Here is a 1,566-nt window from a genome sequence, read left to right on the forward strand (position 1 = left end):
TTTGCATATTGAATAGCAAACTGCCCTACCGCTCCGGCTCCGCCTTCAATAAAAATAGTATCGCCTTCACTAATGCCTATTTTATCTAAACTAATAAGTGCTGCCATACCGGCGCATGGAAGTGTTGCTGCAATGGCCGGATTTAAACCGCTTGGCACAACCGACACTGCAAAGTTAGGTACTTTGGTGTATTCGCTCAAAGCACCTTGCTCACCAATGTTGGCATGCCACATAACGCGCTGGCCAACATTTGGAAACACACCTTTATTAGCTTTAACCACAACACCTACGGCATCTAAGCCTAAAATGTGTGGATACTGCCATTTACAAAAGCCTGTTTTAGCAAATTGACCATCAACTGGATTTAAACCAACGTACTCTACTTTTACAAGCAGCTCGTTATCTGCACAAATAGGAACAGGCAGCTCAGCATCCGCTAAGTCAATTGCTTCATTTGGTTCTGGCAGTACAATAGCGCGCATTGTTTGCGGGATAATGTATTCATGTAAATTTTCAGTATTTGGCATCAATATAACTCTACTTATTAGTGTCGTTTAACGCATAACTCCATTGGCCATTAAATGACTGGTAAGCATTTACTTTGGCAAGCAGTGAAGAAATTGTTGTTTCAACAGCATTTTCTTGTGCTATTAAAACATCCTGACGCGCATCTAACAACTCAAGGTAAGGAATTTGGCCTTCTTCATACATTGCTTGGGATTGTAAAAATGCTTTATTAGCAAAGTCATAGCGCTCATCTGCAAAGCGTTTTTGCTGTGCCTGATTGACCAACAATTGCAGTGAAAGTTCACTTTCACTTAGTGCAGTTAATACCACTTGTTGATAATCGCTGTATGCGGCTTCACTTAAAAACTGCTGCGCGTCGCGCTGTGCTAATAATGCTGGGTAACTTAATAACGACCATTGTAACTGCGGCGCTACTTGCCACTGCTGATCAGTATTTTTTAAGCCTGTGCTGCCTATACTCACAACCCCTGCAAATGCAGATAAGCTAATATCTGGTAATAACGCTTTGCTAGCTGCAACACTTAAACTATTTGCTTGGCTAAAGTCAAACAGTGCACGGCTAATATCAGGACGTAAGGCAATGGCATTATTAGCGTTTTTTAGTGCAACGCTAAAGTCACGTTCAAGCACGCCTTGCTCGTTTTCAATAGCAATATTTTGCGCTAACTTACCGCTTAGTACTGCAAGAGCAGATAAATCGCTGTATTTTGCATACTCAATGGCAGGCATTAGTGCTTGTTGCTGCCTAAGCTGCGCCATAGTACGGTTTAAATCAAGCTCGTTTGCGACGCCTTCGTCAACACGGGCTTGAAGAACGTCAATACTTTGCTCAAGCGCTTCAATTTGAAGTGTAACAATGTGTTGTTTTTCAACATTACCTTGATAACTTACAAAGCCTTTAACAACTGACGATACTACTTCAATTTGCAGTAAGCGTACTTGCTCTGCTTGGCTCATGGCCGATGCATTTGCAGCATCAACCAACGCCGTAATGCGACCAAATAAATCTAGCTGCCAATCAAGTGCAACGTTTGCACT

At 42.1% G+C, this 1,566-nt stretch carries 2 protein-coding genes; both read right to left on the reverse strand.

The genetic code is table 11. From position 1 onward, the window contains the following. Positions 1-527 (reverse strand): alcohol dehydrogenase catalytic domain-containing protein (locus L654_RS0122430; RefSeq protein WP_024609109.1); only part of this gene is annotated, 527 nt, incomplete at its 3' end. Between the two features lie 10 nt (positions 528-537). Continuing rightward, the coding region (locus tag L654_RS0122435) for a TolC family protein (protein WP_024609112.1) at positions 538-1,566 on the reverse strand (1,029 nt) is incomplete at its 5' end.

The sequence above is a fragment of the Pseudoalteromonas sp. TAB23 genome (assembly GCF_000498075.1).
Classification (GTDB): Bacteria; Pseudomonadota; Gammaproteobacteria; order Enterobacterales; family Alteromonadaceae; genus Pseudoalteromonas; species Pseudoalteromonas arctica.